The organism is Citrobacter sp. RHBSTW-00671, assembly GCF_014103415.1.
Taxonomy (GTDB): Bacteria; Pseudomonadota; Gammaproteobacteria; order Enterobacterales; family Enterobacteriaceae; genus Citrobacter.
The window spans coordinates 384,362-398,584 of sequence record NZ_JABXPR010000001.1 but is presented as its reverse complement, the minus strand read 5'-3'; the positions used below and the strand labels follow the sequence as shown (position 1 = coordinate 398,584).

General features: G+C 52.8%; 10 protein-coding genes and 1 rRNA gene. 9 read left to right on the top strand and 2 right to left on the bottom strand.

Annotation, left to right across the window (positions count from 1 at the left end; genetic code table 11):
* Positions 1 to 121 precede the first annotated feature (121 nt).
* The 4 genes from ubiD to HV261_RS01875 all read left to right on the top strand — a co-directional run bounded on the left by ubiD (position 122) and on the right by HV261_RS01875 (position 4,508).
* A complete protein-coding gene (ubiD, locus tag HV261_RS01890) occupies positions 122 to 1,615 on the top strand; it encodes a 4-hydroxy-3-polyprenylbenzoate decarboxylase (RefSeq protein WP_202037293.1) in 1,494 nt (497 codons plus the stop codon).
* Positions 1,616 to 1,655: 40 nt separating this feature from the next.
* Positions 1,656 to 2,357 carry an NAD(P)H-flavin reductase gene (fre, locus tag HV261_RS01885; RefSeq protein ID WP_137383145.1) on the top strand — a complete coding sequence of 234 codons (702 nt, stop codon included), beginning with the start codon at positions 1,656 to 1,658 and terminating at the stop codon, positions 2,355 to 2,357.
* A gap of 248 nt (positions 2,358 to 2,605) precedes the next feature.
* Positions 2,606 to 3,520, top strand: coding sequence for an ROK family protein (locus tag HV261_RS01880; RefSeq protein ID WP_202037292.1), 915 nt, complete (start codon positions 2,606 to 2,608; stop codon positions 3,518 to 3,520).
* Between the two features lie 7 nt (positions 3,521 to 3,527).
* Positions 3,528 to 4,508 carry a LacI family DNA-binding transcriptional regulator gene (locus HV261_RS01875; protein ID WP_202037291.1) on the top strand — a complete coding sequence of 327 codons (981 nt, stop codon included), beginning with the start codon at positions 3,528 to 3,530 and terminating at the stop codon, positions 4,506 to 4,508.
* A gap of 213 nt (positions 4,509 to 4,721) precedes the next feature.
* Here HV261_RS01875 and fadA read toward each other — a convergent pair whose 3' ends face one another.
* Positions 4,722 to 5,885, bottom strand: coding sequence for an acetyl-CoA C-acyltransferase FadA (gene fadA, locus HV261_RS01870; protein ID WP_202037290.1), 1,164 nt, complete (start codon positions 5,883 to 5,885; stop codon positions 4,722 to 4,724).
* A gap of 9 nt (positions 5,886 to 5,894) precedes the next feature.
* Entirely contained in the window at positions 5,895 to 8,084 is a 2,190-nt protein-coding gene (gene fadB, locus HV261_RS01865; protein ID WP_202037289.1) for a fatty acid oxidation complex subunit alpha FadB, read from the bottom strand.
* 189 nt (positions 8,085 to 8,273) lie between these two features.
* Here fadB and pepQ point away from each other — a divergent pair, with 189 nt between their 5' ends.
* The 5 genes from pepQ to HV261_RS01840 all read left to right on the top strand — a co-directional run bounded on the left by pepQ (position 8,274) and on the right by HV261_RS01840 (position 14,181).
* Positions 8,274 to 9,605 carry a Xaa-Pro dipeptidase gene (gene pepQ / locus HV261_RS01860; protein ID WP_202037288.1) on the top strand — a complete coding sequence of 444 codons (1,332 nt, stop codon included), beginning with the start codon at positions 8,274 to 8,276 and terminating at the stop codon, positions 9,603 to 9,605.
* Entirely contained in the window at positions 9,605 to 10,219 is a 615-nt protein-coding gene (locus tag HV261_RS01855) for an IMPACT family protein (RefSeq protein WP_048214101.1), read from the top strand. Before pepQ ends, HV261_RS01855 begins: the two co-directional genes overlap by 1 nt.
* Positions 10,220 to 10,257: 38 nt before the next feature.
* On the top strand, positions 10,258 to 11,709 hold the full coding sequence (trkH, locus tag HV261_RS01850; RefSeq protein ID WP_003017848.1) for a Trk system potassium transporter TrkH: 1,452 nt from the start codon (positions 10,258 to 10,260) through the stop codon (positions 11,707 to 11,709).
* 11 nt (positions 11,710 to 11,720) lie between these two features.
* On the top strand, positions 11,721 to 12,266 hold the full coding sequence (gene hemG, locus HV261_RS01845; RefSeq protein WP_137383138.1) for a menaquinone-dependent protoporphyrinogen IX dehydrogenase: 546 nt from the start codon (positions 11,721 to 11,723) through the stop codon (positions 12,264 to 12,266).
* Positions 12,267 to 12,641: 375 nt separating this feature from the next.
* Positions 12,642 to 14,181, top strand: a 16S ribosomal RNA gene (locus tag HV261_RS01840).
* Positions 14,182 to 14,223 lie beyond the last annotated feature (42 nt).

Sequence of the window (14,223 nt, the reverse complement as noted above, 5' to 3'; positions counted from 1 at the left end):
ATTATACACTTCATCTTTCAAGCCTCATCGGTGTTGGTTGCCAGAGTTCACGCTAATTTAACAAAAATACAGCATCACAATGATGAACGCCGTATAATGAGGCGCTTACACAGAGGCCATAATGGACGCCATGAAATATCACGATTTACGCGACTTCCTGACGCAGCTTGAACAGCAGGGCGAGCTCAAACGCATTTCGCTTCCAGTGGATCCCCATCTGGAGATCACTGAAATTGCCGATCGCACCTTGCGTGCTGGTGGACCTGCGCTGCTGTTTGAGAATCCAAAAGGCTATTCAATGCCGGTACTGTGCAATCTGTTTGGCACTCCGAAGCGTGTCGCCATGGGGATGGGGCAAGAAGATGTCTCAGCACTACGGGAAGTTGGTAAGCTGTTGGCGTTTTTGAAAGAGCCGGAGCCGCCGAAAGGATTCCGCGATCTGTTTGATAAGCTGCCGCAGTTCAAGCAGGTGCTGAACATGCCGACCAAACGGCTACGCGGTGCGCCTTGCCAGCAAAAAATTTCTTCAGGCGATGACGTTGATTTAAACCGTATACCGATCATGACCTGCTGGCCGGAAGATGCTGCGCCGCTAATTACATGGGGACTCACCGTCACGCGTGGTCCGCATAAAGAGCGACAGAATTTGGGTATTTATCGCCAACAGTTGATTGGCAAAAATAAGCTCATTATGCGTTGGCTTTCACATCGTGGCGGCGCGCTGGATTATCAGGAGTGGTGCGCTGCACACCCTGGTGAGCGTTTCCCTGTCTCCGTTGCGTTAGGGGCAGACCCGGCGACCATCCTGGGCGCTGTGACCCCTGTGCCTGATACATTATCAGAGTACGCCTTCGCTGGGCTTCTGCGTGGCACTAAGACTGAAGTTGTCAAATGTATCTCCAACGATCTCGAAGTACCCGCCAGCGCTGAAATTGTTCTGGAAGGCTATATCGAGCCGGGTGAACTGGCACCGGAAGGACCGTATGGCGATCATACGGGTTATTACAATGAAGTGGATAGCTTCCCGGTTTTCACCGTCACCCACATTACCCAGCGTGAAGATGCGATTTATCACTCCACCTACACCGGACGTCCACCTGATGAACCAGCGGTGCTCGGTGTGGCGCTGAATGAAGTCTTTGTCCCTATTCTGCAAAAGCAGTTCCCGGAAATCGTCGACTTTTATCTGCCGCCGGAAGGTTGTTCTTATCGACTGGCCGTGGTGACGATGAAAAAACAGTACGCAGGCCATGCCAAACGCGTCATGATGGGCGTTTGGTCATTTTTGCGTCAGTTTATGTACACCAAATTTGTTATTGTCTGCGATGATGATGTCAACGCACGTGACTGGAACGATGTGATTTGGGCAATTACTACCCGTATGGACCCGGCCAGGGATACGGTACTGGTAGAGAATACGCCGATTGATTACCTGGACTTTGCCTCGCCGGTTTCCGGCCTTGGTTCAAAAATGGGCCTGGATGCCACAAATAAATGGCCGGGTGAAACCCAACGAGAGTGGGGACGCCCGATTAAAAAAGATCCTGAAGTGACTGCGCGTATTGACGCAATTTGGGATGAATTAGCCATCTTTAATGACGGCAAAAGCGCCTGAGGCGCGATCGTTTTGCCTATTGATCCGACAGAGAGAGCGCATGACAACCTTAAGCTGTAAAGTGACCTCGGTAGAAGCTATCACTGACACCGTATATCGCGTACGTTTAGTGCCGGACGCGGCGTTTTCCTTTCGTGCTGGTCAGTATTTAATGGTCGTGATGGACGAACGTGATAAACGCCCGTTCTCCATGGCATCTACGCCGGATGAGCACGGGTTCATTGAGCTGCACGTGGGTGCTTCTGAGCTAAATCTTTATGCCATGGCTGTTATGGACCGAATTCTGAAAGATCGGGAAATTAAGGTCGATATCCCGCACGGTGAAGCCTGGCTGCGTGATGATGAGAATCGTCCGCTGATCCTGATTGCTGGCGGCACAGGGTTCTCATACGTACGCTCGATTTTGCTGACAGCACTGGCGCGCAATCCAAACCGGGATATCACTATTTACTGGGGTGGACGAGAAGAGAAACATCTCTACGATCTCTCTGAACTGGAGGCACTGTCAGTTAATCATCCGAACCTGCGTGTTGAGCCGGTAGTGGAACAGCCTGAAACGGGCTGGCGTGGTCGTACGGGAACCGTATTAACGGCGGTGTTACAGGATTACGGCACTCTGGCGGAACATGATATTTATATCGCCGGGCGTTTCGAGATGGCTAAAATCGCGCGCGACCTGTTCTGCAATGAACGTCAGGCACGTGAAGATCGTCTGTTTGGCGACGCGTTCGCGTTTATTTAAGCGATATGCGCCGGAACCCCGCCGGCGCATTGATAAATTCCCCACCTTCCACATAACGGTTGCTGGCCCAGCATCTTTGCATATCTCCTGCTTTACAAAACCGTATTATTTTTAGTAAACAAAACTATTTTCCTGTTTATCTGCAGACATCACAGCATTTTGTGACATCTCACTATTTGTTTAGTAAACAAATTAGGCACTCTATGCAGCATCATAACTGCGAGATGCCAATGAGAGGAGAGGTCACCATGAGGCTCGGACTGGATATAGGCGGGACTAAAATTGAAGCGGTGGTAATTGATAAAGCGGGTGAGATTATTTACCGCGAACGATGCGCTACACCCAGGCAAAGCTACGGCGATTTTTTCCAGGCCGTGACGGATATGATTGCTAAGGCTATGCAGACCTTTAACCAACCTTTGTCGGTTGGTATCGGGGTCCCTGGAGCCGTAGACAGCAAGGGATTAATTAAAAATTCCAACATTCTGGTGCTAAATCAGCAGGCTTTTACCCGTGACCTTGAACACGCATTAGGGATGCCTGTGCCCGTCACTAACGATGCTAACTGCTTTACACTGTCAGAGGCTATGGACGGCAGTGGACGCGGACACAGTGTGGTATTTGGCGTAATTCTCGGTACTGGCTGCGGAGGCGGATTGTGTGTTGATAACCGTTTGATCTCCGGGCCTAATGCCTGCGCAGGGGAGTGGGGGCATAATGCATTGCCACGTTACCATGAGTCCCGGGATGGTAACGTGGTTACCTGCTATTGCGGGCAACAGAACTGTATTGAAAGTTTTATCTCTGGCAGTGGTCTGGAACGCCAGTACATCAATCACACTCATCAACATGTCAGCGTTCCTCACATCATGCAGCAGGTAGCATTGGGTGATGCAGACGCTTGCCTGTTATGGGAGCGTTACTGTGATCAACTGGCGCGCGCGTTGGCGAGCATTGTGAATACACTCGACCCCGATGTTATTGTGCTGGGAGGCGGGGTATCTAATATCGATATACTGTATTCAGGCTTGCAGGCGCGAGTGGCACAGTACGTATTTGGTAAACAGTGCCGCACACCGATTATTCAGGCCCGACACGGTGACAGCAGCGGCGTACGCGGCGCGGCCTGGCTGGGAGCACAACAAGCCAGCGAAAATCAATGAGAGTGAAATGACGAAACCTGTACGTATCAGAGATATTGCCGAAGCCTGCGGCGTCTCAGTTGGCGCTGTATCCCGCGCACTAAAAGGTCAACCCGGATTGCGTGAAGATACCCGATTGCGCATTATTTCTGTGGCGCAACAGCAAGGTTATGATTTTTCCCGCCTGCGCAGTGACAAGCTCAAGCGAGTCCTGTTTTTGTTGCATCGACAACACAATATTAGCCGGGCATTGCCGTTTTACTCGCAGCTGTTACTGGGTATTGATGATGCCTGCCGTGATCAGGGTATTGCGCTGAGCTTTCTCTCTATCGGTCCGGGCGATGCGGTAAGTGAGCAGGTGATGCTGCACCAGCCGGATGCGCTGATCTGCGCCGGATTTTTTGAGCCTGAATTGCTTGGGTTGCTGCAACAGATGAAATTGCCGCTGGTGCTGGTGGATCTGTGGGCTCCAGGTTTGCCCTGCGTCAATCCGGACAATACCCAGGGCGGCTATCTGGCGACAAAACACTTGATCGAACAGGGGCGTAGCCATATCGCTTTTCTTGCCAGTACTCTCTCTCACTACAGTATTCGTCAACGTGAAAAGGGTTATCGCCAGGCACTGTATGAAGCCCGTCTGCTGATGCCTCCAGAGTACGAAGCCATCGCACCGCCGCTGCTGGATACCGAACAATCGTTGGTCGAGGCGGTTAATGAACTGCTCAGACTGCCGGAACCGCCCGATGCCATTTTTGCTTATAACGATGCGGCGGCGATGGTTGTTCAGCGGGTGTGTGCGCAGCAGGGGATTCGTATTCCGGAAGATCTTGCGTTGGTAGGATTTGATGATATTGATGCTGCGGCCTGGTCACATCCGCCGCTGACTACGATTGCGGTTGATAAGCAGCAACTGGGGCGCGAAGCACTGCGTTTACTGCTGGCAGGCAAACCGGAAGAGAATCTGTTGCTGCCGGTGCAGTTGGTGGTACGTGGTAGTTCAGGGAAATAAAAAACCCGCCCCTGACAGGCGGGAAGAACGGCAACTAAACTTTCTCTCTTCGCCATTGGCACCATAACTGTGTTGGCTGCGCTCACTCACCCGAATCACTTACTACACGTAAGCTCATCGGGATTCATTCACTTGCCGCCTTGTTCTGGCACCAATGGCTTTGAGATAACATTTCGTAGGCCGGGCAAGCGAAGCGCCCCCGGCATGCTTTGATTACACTCGCTCAAATACTGTCGCGATACCCTGACCTAACCCGATACACATCGTCGCCAGACCAAACTGCACGTCTTTGCGTTCCATCAGGTTGAGCAGGGTGGTACTGATACGCGCACCAGAGCATCCCAGTGGGTGACCCAGTGCGATCGCCCCGCCATTGAGGTTGATCTTCTCGTCGATCTGCTCCATCAGCCCCAGATCTTTAATGCACGGCAGGATCTGGGCGGCAAAGGCTTCATTCATCTCAAACAAGCCGATGTCGCTGGTGGAGAGTCCCGCTTTTTGCAGCGCCAGCTTTGAGGCAGGAACCGGACCATAACCCATGATTGAGGGGTCACAGCCGACTACGGCCATCGAGCGAATACGTGCACGCGGCGTCAGACCCAGTTCACGAGCACGGCTCTCACTCATGACCAGCATCGCGGCAGCACCATCGGAGAGCGCGGAAGAGGTACCCGCGGTGACGGTACCGCTGACCGGATCGAATGCCGGGCGTAGGGTGGACAGCGCTTCGACAGTGGTTTCCGGACGGATAACCTCATCATAGTTAAACTGTTTCAACACGCCGTCGGCATCATGGCCGCCAGTCGGGATGATCTCGTTTTTAAAGGCGCCAGACTGCGTTGCAGCCCAGGCGCGAGCATGTGAGCGTGCAGCGAAGGCATCCTGCATTTCACGGCTGATACCGTGCATACGAGAGAGCATTTCTGCCGTCAGCCCCATCATTCCCGCGGCTTTCGCTACGTTACGGCTCATACCCGGGTGGAAATCAACGCCGTGGCTCATCGGCACATGGCCCATATGTTCCACGCCGCCCACCAGGCACGCCTGCGCATCGCCAGTCATAATCATGCGTGCCGCATCGTGCAGCGCCTGCATCGACGAACCACACAGACGGTTGACCGTAACCGCAGGAACGGAGTGTGGGACTTCTGCCAGCAGCGCGGCGTTACGGGCGATATTGAAACCCTGCTCCAGCGTCTGCTGCACACAACCCCAGTAAATATCATCGAGCGCGGTGGGTTCCAGCGCGGGATTACGCGCCAGCAGACTACGCATCAAGTGTGCGGAGAGATCTTCTGCCCGCACGTTGCGAAACGCGCCCCCTTTCGAACGGCCCATCGGGGTACGGATCGCATCAACAATTACAACCTGTTCCATTGTGACTCCTTAAGCCGTTTTCAGGTCGCCAACCGGGCGGGCAGGCTCAACCGGGGGATAATACGGTTCGTTATGGCGTGCTTTATTGCGCAGACCGGCTGGTACTTCGTACAGCGGACCCAGGTGCTGATACTGCTGCGCCATATCGAGATACTTCGCACTGCCAAGTGTATCCAGCCAGCGGAACGCACCACCGTGGAACGGAGGGAAGCCCAGGCCATAAACCAGTGCCATATCGGCTTCTGCCGGGCTGGCAATGATGCCTTCTTCCAGGCAACGCACCACTTCGTTGACCATTGGGATCATCATACGAGCGATGATCTCTTCGTCGCTGAAGTCGCGCTTCGGCTGGCTGACGTCAGCCAGTAAGCCATCAACGGCGGCGTCTTCTTCTTTCTTCGGCTTGCCCTTGTTGTCTTCTTTATAACGCCAGAATCCGAGACCGTTTTTCTGTCCGAAACGGCTGGCATCAAACAGCGTATCAATCGCGTCGCGATAATCTTTCTGCATACGCTGCGGGAAGCCCGCGGACATCACAGCCTGAGCGTGATGCGCGGTATCAATACCCACCACGTCCAGCAGGTAAGCCGGGCCCATTGGCCAGCCAAACTGTTTCTCCATCACTTTGTCGACTTTGCGGAAATCCGCTCCGTCGCGCAGTAACTGGCTGAAACCGGCAAAGTAAGGGAACAGCACGCGGTTGACAAAGAAGCCTGGGCAGTCGTTAACCACAATCGGCGTTTTGCCCATCTGACTTGCCCACGCGACAACCTTGGCGATGGTTTCATCCGAGCTTTTCTCTCCGCGAATGATCTCAACCAGCGGCATACGGTGCACCGGGTTAAAGAAGTGCATACCGCAGAAGTTTTCCGGGCGTTTAAGAACGCTGGCCAGCTCGTTAATTGGGATAGTAGAAGTATTCGACGCCAGTACGGTGTCCGGGCGCACCTTATCTTCGGTTTCCGCCAGAACCGCTTTTTTCACTTTCGGGTTTTCGACTACCGCTTCAACTACCACGTCCACGCGCTCAAAACCGCTATAGTCGAGAGTTGGCTGAATAGTGGAAATGACGCCGGCCATTTTCAGACCGTCAATTTTGCCGCGCTCCAGCTGCTTGTTAAGCAGCTTGGCCGCTTCGGTCATGCCCAGCGTTAATGACTTGTCGTTGATGTCTTTCATCACTACCGGCACGCCTTTCCAGGCAGACTGGTAAGCAATACCGCCGCCCATAATGCCAGCGCCCAGTACCGCCGCTTGCTTGGGTGCCTCAATATTTTTGGTGAGCTTTTTGGCTTTGGCTTTCACGAACTGATCGTTGAGGAAGATACCAACCAACGCGCGAGCTTCACTGGTGTGCGCCAGTGGAACAAAGCTCTTATTTTCCAGATTCAGCGCTTCTTCACGACCGAATCGCGCTGCTGCTTCAATGGTCTTCACTGCGGTAATCGGTGCAGGATAATGTTTACCGGCCGTCTGTGCCACCATGCCTTTGGCGATGGTAAAGCTCATGGCTGCTTCAATTTTGCTGAGTTTCAGAGGTTCCAGTTTCGGCTGGCGTTTCGCTTTCCAGTCGAGGTCGCCGTTGATTGCCTGACGTAATACGGCGATCGCGCCATCAAGCAGTTTGTCTTGTTTCACCACGCCATCAACCAGGCCGATTTTCAGCGCTTGCTCAGCGCCAACATCTTTACCTGCAGCAATGATTTCCAGCGCGCTATCCGCACCCAGCATACGTGGCATACGCACGGAACCGCCAAAGCCCGGCATAATACCCAGTTTGGTTTCCGGCAGACCAATGCGCAGATCTGGTGTTGCCAGACGATAATCAGTTGCCAGCACGCACTCACAGCCTCCGCCCAGCGCGTAACCGTTTACCGCAGAGATAGTCGGAACAGGCAGATCTTCCAGGCGATTAAAGACGCTATTGGCAAAGTGCAGCCACTGGCTCAACTGCTCTTCGGGAACGAGGAACAGTGAAAGAAATTCGGTGATATCGGCACCGACAATAAAAGCCGCTTTATTAGAGCGCAGGAGCAGCCCTTTTAAATTTGGTTGTTTTTCCAGCACATCAAGCGCATGGCCCAGGCTGGCAACGGTGGCCGTGTCGAGTTTATTGACCGAACCAGGGGCATCGAACACCAGTTCGGCGATGCCATCTTCCAGCCAGTCTAGGTACAGGGTGTCGCCTTTGTAAAGCATGTCAGTCTCCTGAATCCGCAAGGTGATCTGGTCATACCAGATGAATCGAAGTGTGTGTTTTATGTTAAAAAAATGCAAATAAATGATTAAAGAAATGACGATTCGATCACGCTCGGCAGAAATCACGCAGTCATAAAGCGATGTGCTAAGATGCGGAGACTTGAGGTCAAAAAAACAGAAGGGTAGAAAATGGAATCACTGGCCGCACTCTATAAAAATCATATTGTTACCTTACAAGAGCGTACGCGTGATGCACTGGCGCGCTTCAAGCTGGATGCGTTACTTATTCATTCTGGCGAGCTTGTTAACGTTTTTCTCGACGACCATCCGTATCCGTTTAAGGTCAACCCGCAGTTTAAAGCCTGGGTCCCCGTAACGCAGGTTCCCAACTGCTGGTTGCTGGTGGATGGCGTGAATAAGCCAAAACTGTGGTTCTATTTGCCGGTTGATTACTGGCACAACGTCGAGCCGCTGCCGACTTCCTTCTGGACGGAAGAAATTGAGATCATTGCGCTGCCGAAAGCGGAGGGTATTGGTAGCCAACTGCCTGCTGCACGCGGCAATATCGGTTATATCGGTCCGGTTCCGGAACGTGCGCTGCAACTGGACATCGCGGCCAGCAACATCAACCCGAAAGGGGTGATCGACTATCTGCACTATTACCGCGCCTATAAAACAGATTACGAACTGGCCTGTATGCGTGAAGCGCAGAAAATGGCGGTGAGTGGGCACCGTGCCGCGGAAGAAGCGTTCCGTTCCGGGATGAGCGAGTTTGATATCAACCTCGCCTACCTGACCGCGACCGGTCACCGCGATACCGACGTGCCGTACAGCAATATCGTCGCGCTCAATGAACATGCCTCTGTGCTGCATTATACCAAACTGGATCATCAGGCACCGTCCGAAATCCGCAGCTTCCTGCTGGATGCGGGAGCAGAATATAACGGTTATGCAGCAGACCTGACGCGTACCTGGTCGGCGAAAAGCGACAACGACTATGCACAGCTGGTGAAAGACGTTAACGACGAAGAGCTGGCGCTTATCGCGACGATGAAAGCGGGTGTTAGCTATGTGGACTATCACATTCAGTTTCATCAGCGTATTGCGAAGCTGCTGCGTAAACATCAAATCATCACCGACATGAGTGAAGAGGCGATGGTGGAAAATGATCTCACCGGACCGTTTATGCCGCACGGTATCGGCCACCCGCTGGGTCTGCAGGTGCATGATGTTGCCGGTTTCATGCAGGATGACACGGGCACGCACCTTGTCGCACCGTCGAAGTACCCTTACCTGCGTTGCACCCGTGTGCTGCAGCCGGGCATGGTTCTGACCATCGAGCCGGGTATCTACTTCATTGAATCTCTGCTCGCCCCGTGGCGTGAAGGGAAGTTCAGCAAGCACTTCAACTGGCAGAAAATTGAAGCGCTGAAGCCGTTCGGCGGGATTCGTATTGAAGACAACGTGGTTGTCCACGAGAGCAATATTGAAAACATGACGCGGGATTTGAAACTGGCGTAATGGACAGTTGGTTAATCCCTGCGGCGCCGGTTAGCGTCGTTGAAGAAATCAAAAAAAGCCGCTTCATTACATTGCTCGCCCATACGGACGGTGTAGAAGCGGCGAAAGCATTTGTTGAGTCAGTCAGAGCGGAACACCCGGATGCCCGTCATCATTGTGTGGCGTGGGTGGCGGGTGCGCCGAATGACTCGCAGCAGCTGGGGTTTTCAGACGATGGTGAACCGGCGGGTACGGCAGGCAAGCCGATGCTCGCACAATTGATGGGGAGCGGCGTTGGTGAGATTACCGCGGTGGTTGTGCGCTACTACGGCGGTATCCTTCTTGGTACCGGCGGACTGGTGAAAGCCTATGGTGGCGGTGTAAATCAGGCGCTGCGTCAGTTGACGACACAGCGCAAGACGCCATTAACCGAATATACTTTGCAGTGTGAGTACGGCCAACTGGCAGGCATTGAAACACTGTTGGGGCAGTTTGACGGTAAAATCGTTTTCAGTGATTACCAGGCATTCGTTCTGCTTCGGGTAGCGCTTCCTTATGCGAAAGTGGATGAATTTTCAGCAAAGCTGGCGGATTTTAGTCGTGGTTCATTGCAATTGTTATCGATTGCAGAATAATCCCCACCTCATTTTAAAGAACTAAGGAAGCGGCAGAGATGCATTTTCGCGCCATCACCCGAATCGTTGGACTACTGGTCATCTTATTTTCGGGGACGATGATCATCCCCGGACTGGTAGCACTTATCTACCGTGATGGTGCGGGTCGTGCATTTACGCAAACTTTCTTTGTTGCTCTGGCGATCGGCTCCATGCTGTGGTGGCCGAACCGTAAGGAGAAGGGCGAACTGAAATCACGTGAAGGGTTTCTGATCGTCGTTTTGTTCTGGACCGTGCTGGGCAGCGTGGGTGCGCTACCGTTCATCTTTGCGGAAAGCCCTAACCTGACGATAACCGACGCTTTTTTTGAATCCTTCTCCGGGTTAACCACCACGGGGGCGACTACGCTGGTGGGACTGGATTCATTGCCACATGCAATTCTCTTTTATCGTCAAATGCTGCAATGGTTTGGCGGGATGGGGATCATCGTGCTGGCGGTGGCTATCCTGCCTATCCTTGGCGTGGGTGGGATGCAGCTCTATCGTGCAGAAATGCCGGGGCCGCTGAAAGATAACAAAATGCGCCCACGTATTGCCGAAACGGCGAAAACCTTGTGGCTCATCTATGTGCTATTGACGGTTGCGTGTGCGCTGGCGCTGTGGTTTGCCGGCATGCCGGCCTTTGACGCTATCGGCCATAGCTTCGCCACCATTGCTATCGGCGGCTTTTCAACACACGACGCCAGTGTGGGCTATTTCGACAGCCCTACCATCAACACTATTATCGCTATCTTCTTGCTGATCTCCGGTTGTAACTACGGTTTGCACTTCTCTTTACTAAGTGGACGCAGTCTGAAGGTTTACTGGCGCGACCCTGAATTCCGCATGTTTATCGGGGTGCAGCTAACGCTGGTGGCCGTTTGTACGCTGGTGCTGTGGATACACAATACATACGGTTCGGCGCTTACGACAATCAATCAGGCATTTTTCCAGGTTGTATCGATGGCGACCACTGCCGGATTTACCACAGACAGTATTGCTCGCTGGCCGTTGTTCCTGCCGGTCCTGCTACTGTGTTCTGCGTTTATTGGTGGTTGTGCTGGGTCAACGGGCGGTGGTTTGAAGGTGATTCGTATCCTGTTACTGTTCAAACAGGGTAACCGCGAACTGAAGCGACTGGTTCACCCCAATGCGGTCTATAGCATTAAGTTGGGCAACCGTGCGTTGCCGGAACGAATCCTTGAAGCGGTATGGGGCTTCTTTTCTGCCTATGCGTTGGTCTTTATTATCAGTATGCTGGCAATTATTGCGACCGGTGTGGATGACTTCTCTGCGTTTGCCTCGGTTGTGGCGACGCTGAATAACCTCGGGCCTGGGCTGGGGGTTGTTGCCGACAATTTTGCCAGCATGAACCCGGTGGCGAAATGGATCCTGATTGCCAACATGCTGTTTGGTCGTCTGGAAGTCTTTACTCTGCTGGTGCTCTTTACCCCTACTTTCTGGCGTGAATAATGGAGTAACACGTGAAAACACTGATTCTTTTTTCTTCCCGGGACGGACAAACGCGCGAAATCGCTGAGTATCTGGCTTCTGAACTGAAAGAGCTGGGTGTCTGGGCAGATGTCATGAATTTGCATCGTACCGAAGAGCCTGAGTGGAAAAATTATGACAGCGTGGTGATTGGCGCATCAATTCGCTATGGCCATTACCATTCTGCATTTCAGGAATTTGTGAAAAAGCATGCCACGCAGCTGAATACGATGCCGAGTGCGTTTTACTCTGTAAACCTGGTTGCCCGCAAACCGGAGAAACGCACACCACAAACCAATAGCTATGCGCGTAAGTTTCTGATGAGCTCGCCGTGGCGACCCGATCGCAGCGCGGTGATCGCGGGTGCTTTGTTGTATCCCCGCTATCGCTGGTATGACCGCGTCATGATCCAACTGATTATGAAGATGTCAGGTGGTGAAACGGATACGAAGAAAGAAGTGATCTATACCGACTGGGAACAGGTGGCGGGATTTGCCCGGGAAATAGCCCAATTAACCAACAAAACGTTGTCAAAATAAACGGAAAGAATAAAAAATACGCACTCAGTAAATAATTTCAAATTTCCCCTTGTCAGCCTGAAATAACTCCCTATAATGCGCCTCCACTGACACGGAACAACGGACTACAAGCCGCCGGGTCAGCGGGGTTCCACTGAGAACTCCGGCGAAGAAAGCGAAATTAAATGCTTGACTTCGTAGCGGGATGGCGTAATATGCACACCCCGCACCGCTGAGAAAAAGCGAAGCGGCACTGCTCTTTAACAATTTATCAGACAATCTGTGTGGGCACTCGAAGATACGGATTCTTAACGTCGCAAGACGAAAAATGAATACCAAGTCTCTGAGTGAACATACGTAATTCATTACGAAGTTTAATTCACGAGCATCAAACTTAAATTGAAGAGTTTGATCATGGCTCAGATTGAACGCTGGCGGCAGGCCTAACACATGCAAGTCGAACGGTAGCACAGAGAGCTTGCTCTTGGGTGACGAGTGGCGGACGGGTGAGTAATGTCTGGGAAACTGCCCGATGGAGGGGGATAACTACTGGAAACGGTAGCTAATACCGCATAACGTCGCAAGACCAAAGAGGGGGACCTTCGGGCCTCTTGCCATCGGATGTGCCCAGATGGGATTAGCTAGTAGGTGGGGTAACGGCTCACCTAGGCGACGATCCCTAGCTGGTCTGAGAGGATGACCAGCCACACTGGAACTGAGACACGGTCCAGACTCCTACGGGAGGCAGCAGTGGGGAATATTGCACAATGGGCGCAAGCCTGATGCAGCCATGCCGCGTGTATGAAGAAGGCCTTCGGGTTGTAAAGTACTTTCAGCGAGGAGGAAGGGGATGTGGTTAATAACCGCATTCATTGACGTTACTCGCAGAAGAAGCACCGGCTAACTCCGTGCCAGCAGCCGCGGTAATACGGAGGGTGCAAGCGTTAATCGGAATTACTGGGCGTAAAGCGCACGCAGGCGGTCTGTCAAGTCGGATGTGAAATCCCCGGGCTCAACCTGGGAACTGCATCCGAAACTGGCAGGCTAGAGTCTTGTAGAGGGGGGTAGAATTCCAGGTGTAGCGGTGAAATGCGTAGAGATCTGGAGGAATACCGGTGGCGAAGGCGGCCCCCTGGACAAAGACTGACGCTCAGGTGCGAAAGCGTGGGGAGCAAACAGGATTAGATACCCTGGTAGTCCACGCCGTAAACGATGTCGACTTGGAGGTTGTGCCCTTGAGGCGTGGCTTCCGGAGCTAACGCGTTAAGTCGACCGCCTGGGGAGTACGGCCGCAAGGTTAAAACTCAAATGAATTGACGGGGGCCCGCACAAGCGGTGGAGCATGTGGTTTAATTCGATGCAACGCGAAGAACCTTACCTACTCTTGACATCCACGGAATTTAGCAGAGATGCTTTAGTGCCTTCGGGAACCGTGAGACAGGTGCTGCATGGCTGTCGTCAGCTCGTGTTGTGAAATGTTGGGTTAAGTCCCGCAACGAGCGCAACCCTTATCCTTTGTTGCCAGCGGTCCGGCCGGGAACTCAAAGGAGACTGCCAGTGATAAACTGGAGGAAGGTGGGGATGACGTCAAGTCATCATGGCCCTTACGAGTAGGGCTACACACGTGCTACAATGGCGCATACAAAGAGAAGCGACCTCGCGAGAGCAAGCGGACCTCATAAAGTGCGTCGTAGTCCGGATTGGAGTCTGCAACTCGACTCCATGAAGTCGGAATCGCTAGTAATCGTGGATCAGAATGCCACGGTGAATACGTTCCCGGGCCTTGTACACACCGCCCGTCACACCATGGGAGTGGGTTGCAAAAGAAGTAGGTAGCTTAACCTTCGGGAGGGCGCTTACCACTTTGTGATTCATGACTGGGGTGAAGTCGTAACAAGGTAACCGTAGGGGAACCTGCGGTTGGATCACCTCCTTACCTTAAAGAAACGTACTTTGTAGTGCTCACACAGATTGTCTG